3 protein-coding genes and 1 pseudogene are annotated in these 5,108 nt (G+C 74.3%); 1 reads left to right on the top strand and 3 read right to left on the bottom strand.

What is annotated here, in order from left to right; genetic code table 11:
• Positions 1-2,737, bottom strand: a 2,737-nt coding sequence (locus AB0C29_RS32970; protein ID WP_360828552.1) for a BTAD domain-containing putative transcriptional regulator, incomplete at its 3' end; no start/stop codon positions are given.
• 68 nt (positions 2,738-2,805) lie between these two features.
• Here AB0C29_RS32970 and AB0C29_RS32965 point away from each other — a divergent pair.
• Positions 2,806-3,591 carry an alpha/beta fold hydrolase gene (locus AB0C29_RS32965; RefSeq protein ID WP_360828549.1) on the top strand — a complete coding sequence of 262 codons (786 nt, stop codon included), beginning with the start codon at positions 2,806-2,808 and terminating at the stop codon, positions 3,589-3,591.
• Between the two features lie 28 nt (positions 3,592-3,619).
• Here AB0C29_RS32965 and AB0C29_RS32960 read toward each other — a convergent pair whose 3' ends face one another.
• Together AB0C29_RS32960 and AB0C29_RS32955 are read right to left on the bottom strand one after the other, a co-directional pair.
• Entirely contained in the window at positions 3,620-4,780 is a 1,161-nt protein-coding gene (locus AB0C29_RS32960) for an alkaline phosphatase PhoX (RefSeq protein ID WP_360828546.1), read from the bottom strand.
• A 99-nt stretch (positions 4,781-4,879) separates the two neighbouring features.
• A pseudogene (locus AB0C29_RS32955) lies at positions 4,880-5,108 on the bottom strand (short chain dehydrogenase); the annotation flags it as partial.

Here is a 5,108-nt window from a genome sequence, read left to right as displayed (position 1 = left end):
GGGCGCGGGAGCTGCTCGACGCCCGGTCCGGGTCGCCCAGCCGCAGCCGGAAGTCGGCCTCCCACGCGTCGACCAGGAACAGCAGCTCCGATGCCTGGGCGCGGACAGCCCGCTCCCGGGCCGAACCGATCGTCGCGAGCGCCGGGCCGGTGTCGCCGCGGCGCAGGTGCAGGTCGATCCAGCGCAGGTCGAGGAACACCTCGTCGCCCAGGCTGAGCGAGCCGAACTCGCCGGCCAGCGACCGGGCCTCGCGCAGGTCGGCCAGGGCGCCGTCGAGGTCGTCGTCGTACTGGCGCAGCTGGGCGCGCACCGGCAGCACGGTCGCCTGGCCCCAGCGGTCGCCGGCCTGCCGGAAGCCGGCCAGGGCCGCGCTGATGTCGGTGCGCACCTCGTCGAGCCGGCCCGCGTTCTCGGCGAACTCGGCCCGGAACATCCGGGCCAGCCCGGCCAGCCACCCGTCGGCGCCGGCCGCCATCCGCTCGATGAGCGTCAGCGCGGCCTGCTCCTCCCGCAGGAAGGCGAGGGCGAGGGCGGCGAGCGCCCCGGCCGCTCGGGGCAGTTCCGGGTACGCGAGCAGCCGGCCGGCCGTCCCGCGCAGCTGGGCGGCGGTCTCCCCGGCTGTCGTCCCCGGCCCGGTGTCGAGCCGGTTGAACAGCTGGATCGCCCGGGCACAGTCGCGTTCCGGCGTGGAGCTGCCACCGGGCACCGCCAGGGCTTCACCCAGCCAGTACGCGGCGTCGGGACGCCGGCCCAGCATGTGCCAGTACCAGGTCAGGTGCAGAGCCAGAGTCACCGCGCCATGGCTGTCGCCGGTGTCGCAGCGCCGGCGCAGGGCGGCCAGGGTGTTGTCGTACTCGGCGCTGATGAGCCGCAGGGCGGCCGCCTGGCCTGGTCCGCGGAGCTTCGGATCGGACCGGGCCAGCAGCGCGGTGAAGTGGTCGGCGGCCAGGTCGCGGGCGGTGCCGAGCGCGTCCGCCGTGGCCAGGCGGTCGATGCCGTACTCGCGCAGCGTCTCCAGCATGCGGTAGCGGCCGGGTTCGGGCGCGAGTTGCAGCAGTGACCGGTCGACCAGGCTGGCCAGCAGCTCGGGGAGCTCGTCGGCGGGCACCGCGGTGTCCGCGCAGACCGCGGCGCCCGACGCCGGCGTGACACCGCCGGGCAGGATCGAGACACGCTCGGCGACCGTGCGTTCGGATTCGCTGAGCAGCTCCCAGCTCCAGGCGATGACCGCGCGCAGCGTGCGGTGCCGGGGGAGCGCGGCGCGGTTGCCGGTGGACAGCAGCCGGAAGCGATCGGTGAGCCCGGCGGCCAGCTGCGTCAGCGACAGTGTCCGCAGCCGCGCCGCCGCCAGTTCCAGGGCCAGCGGCATGCCGTCCAGGCCGCGGACCACCTGCACGACCTCGGCCAGGGTGGACTCGTCGACGCCGAAGCCGGGGCGTACGGCCGTGGCCCGCTCGGTGAACAGGCGCACCGCCGCCGCCTGCCGCGCCGCCTCGACACCGTCGTCCACCGCGGGCAGGGCGAGCGGGCCGAGCGGCACCAGGGTCTCGCCGTCGACCGCCAGGGGTTCGCGGCTGGTGGCCAGCACCGTGACCCCGGGCGCCTCCCGCAACACCCGGGCGACCAGCGCGGCGGCCGGCTCGATCACGTGCTCGCAGTTGTCCAGCACGATCAGCAGCTGCCGGCCTCGCAGCGCAACGGTCAGCCGGTCGTCGGGGGTGACACTCGCGCCGGCCGCCTCGTGCACCCCCAGCGTGGCCAGCACCCGCTCGGCGATGCCCGGGTCACGGGCCGGCAGCGGCGCCAGCTCGACCAGGTGCACGCCGTCGGGGAACGACTGCTCCCGGGCCACCTCGGTGGCCAGCCGGGTCTTGCCGACGCCGCCCGGCCCGATCAGCGTGACCAGCCGCTGCCCCGGGACGAGCGTGCGCAGCTCGGCCAGCGCCTCGGCCCGGCCGACCAGCTCGTCCAGCCGGGCCGGCAGGCTGTTGCGGATGATGGCGGCCTTCGGCGGCGGGCTCAGCGCGGAGTCCTGCTCCAGGATCTTGCGGTGCAGGGCGGCCACCTCCGGGCCGGGGTCCAGCCCCAGCTCGTCGGCGAGACGTTCGCGCAGGTCGGCGTAGCTGTCCAGGGCCTCGGTCTGGCGGCCGGCCGCGTACAGGGCGCGCAGGTGCAGGGCCCGCAGGCTCTCGCGCAGCGGATACCGGGCGACCAGCTCGGCCAGCTCGGCGGTGACCAGATCGTGCTCGCCGCGGGCCAGCCGTGCGTCGGCGAGCCGCTCGCGCACGGTGAGGCGCTGCTCGGTCAGCCGGGTGGCCTCGGCCCGGACGAACTCCTCGTCGGCCATGTCGGCGTACGCGTCCCCGCGCCACAGCTTCAGGGCGGAGGTCAGCGTCTCCACGTCGCTCGCGCCGGCCAGCTGGGTGAAGTGGTCCGCGTCCACCTCCGCGGTCCGCAGCACGTAGCCGGGGGAGCGGGACTCGACCAGGTCGCGGGCGCCGGGCTCGGCGTCGTTGAGCGCCTTGCGCAGCTGCGACACGCGCACCTGCAGCGCGCCGAGCGGGTTGGCGGGCACGTCGTCGGCCCACAGGTCGTCGATCAGCCGGTCCGCCGACACCACCTGGTTGCGGTTGGCCAGCAGGTCGGCCAGCAGCACCCGCACCTTGGCGCCGGGCACGACAACCGGCTCGCCGGCGTCGGTGGTGACCGCCAGCGGTCCGAGCACGCCGAATCGCATGGCGCACACCCTACAAGCGGGCAGCGGACCGCAAGTGAACCGTAAGGGCCGGCCGCCATCGTGAGGACATGGACATCTATCACGAGGAACACGGCGTCGCGGCTGGCCGCCCGGTGCTGCTGATCCACGGCGCGCTCTCCGGCATCGGCACCTCGTTCGGCGCGATCCTGCCGCTGCTGGCCCGTACGCGCCGGGTCATCGCCGTCGAGTTGCAGGCGCACGGCCGTACCCCGGACATCGACCGGCCGTTCACGGTGGAGGGCTTCGCCGCCGACGTGGTCGAGCTGCTCGACCGGCTGGGCATCACCACCGCCGACGTGTTCGGCTGGAGCATGGGGGCGGCGGTCGCGCTGCGCCTGGGCACCGACCATGCCGACCGGGTGGGCCGGCTGGTGCTGGCCTCGGTGAGCTTCGACGAAGCGGGCCTGCACCCGGGCCTGCTGGACGGCATCCAGGACCTGCGCCCCGAGCACCTGCACGGCTCGGAGCTGCACGATGAGTATCTGCGGACCGCCCCGGACCCGGCGGGCTTCGCGGCGCTGGTCACCAAGATGAAGGTGCTGGACGCGGACCTGCCGCGGTGGACCGCCGCGCAGATCCGGGCGCTGGCCGCGCCGGCCCTGCTGGTGGTGGGTGACGCGGACATCGTGCGCCCGGAGCACGCGGTGGAGATGTTCCGGCTGCTCGGCGGCGGCGTCGCCGGTGACCTGACCGGCCTGCCGGCCTGCCGCCTGGCGATCCTGCCGGGCACCACCCACACCGGCGTCCCGCAGCGCGCCGAGTGGCTGGCCCCGATGATCGACGAGTTCCTCGACGAGAGCGAACCGGCCGGTGCCGTGCGCCCGGCGGCCTGACCGGACGCACGACGCGGGCCGGCCGCGGTCAGCGGCGGAAGGGCCCGGTGACGCAGTAGGTGATGCCGCCCGAGGACGATCCGCTGGTGCCGCGCTGCGAGGAGAAGTACAGGCGGTCGCCGGCCGGGGTGAAGGCCGGGCCGGTGATCTCGGAGCCGCTCTGGCCGGTGACCCGCAGGAACGGCGAGACCTTGTCGTCCGGCGTGATCAGGCAGATGTCCATGCTGCCGCCGTCCTCGGCGACGTACAGGTCACCGGCGGTGGTGCCGGTGATGTTGTCCACCCCGGACAGCGGGGCGGTGCCGGGGCTGACCAGGTTGTCGTCGTACGCGAGCTCGTACGTGCCGGCCGCCAGGTTGACCTGCCAGACCCGGTTGTCGCCCTTGGTGGTGAACCAGACGGTGTCGTCGGCGTAGTGACAGCCCTCGCCGCCGTTGAAGGACTTGGCCCCGGACACCTGGTTACGGGTGGCGGTGGGGGAGCCGTCCGGGTCAGGCACGGTCGCCCAGGTGAAGGTGCCGGAGGTGGCGCTGCCGGCCCGGAACACCTGCAAGGTGCCGGTGGACAGGTCGCCCCAGGTCGCGGGGACGAAGCGGTAGAACCTGCCGTCGGTCTCGTCCTCGGTGAGGTAGACGACCCGCCGTACCGGATCGGCGGCCGCGGCCTCGTGCTTGAACCGGCCCATGGCCGGGCGGACGGCGGCCGTGCCGCCCAGGGGGTACGTCTCGAAGACCCGGCCCAGGCTGACCTCCTCACAGGACAGCCAGGTGTTCCAGGGCGTCTTGCCACCCGCGCAGTTCTGGTTGGTGCCGGACAGGATCCGCGACGCGCCGACGATCGCCCCGGCGGAGTTGAACAGGATCCGCGAGGCGCCGCCGCCGGAGGCGGAGCTGACCTCGGAATTCGAGACGTAGACCCAACCGGTGCCGTTGGGGATGACCGCCCCTCCGTCCGGGGCGTCGTGCCAGACGTAGGACGTGCCGCTGACGACCTGCCGGGACCGGGCCACGACCGTACTGGTGAACCCGGCCGGCAGCTGGATGCCCCGGGCGTCGGCGCTCTGCAGCGGGCCGTAGGGCCCGGTGGCGTTCTGTGCCGGTGCGCCGTACGCCGCGGACCACGCGGTGAAGGGCAGCGCCATCGCTCCCGCGCTCACCGCTGTCGCTCGCAGCATCGTTCGCCGATCCATGGAACCTCCTCGATGGGGTTCCTGGAGCCTGCGGTCAGTGCGTGGCCGGTCACGATGCGGCGCGTGAACCCGCGGTGGATTCTGGACCGCGACTTGGGCTCAGCTGAACCGGGCGACCGCCCGCAGCGGCGCGTGGCGCATCACGAAGCCGACCGGCACCCACGGCCAGGCCGGCACCTTGGCCTGCGGGCGCTCGCGTTCGATGGCCCGCACCATGGCCCGTACGCCCTGCTCGGTCGAGACCATCATCGGCTTGGGCTTCGCCGCCGGGTTGGCCTCCGAGACGATGTAGCCGGGAAAGACCGTGGTGACCTTGACCGCGGTGCCC

The sequence above is a fragment of the Actinoplanes sp. NPDC048791 genome (genome assembly GCF_040650095.1).
Taxonomy (GTDB): domain Bacteria; phylum Actinomycetota; class Actinomycetes; order Mycobacteriales; family Micromonosporaceae; genus Actinoplanes.
Note: the sequence above shows the minus strand (reverse complement) of the source record. Positions and strands in the feature narration are given on the sequence as shown.

What these genes read in the sequence shown, in the direction of transcription:
- AB0C29_RS32965 (WP_360828549.1), top strand. Translation starts at nt 2,806, where the DNA reads ATGGACATCTATCACGAGGAACACGGCGTCGCGGCTGGCCGCCCGGTG.
- AB0C29_RS32960 (WP_360828546.1), bottom strand. Translation starts at nt 4,780, where the DNA reads ATGGATCGGCGAACGATGCTGCGAGCGACAGCGGTGAGCGCGGGAGCG.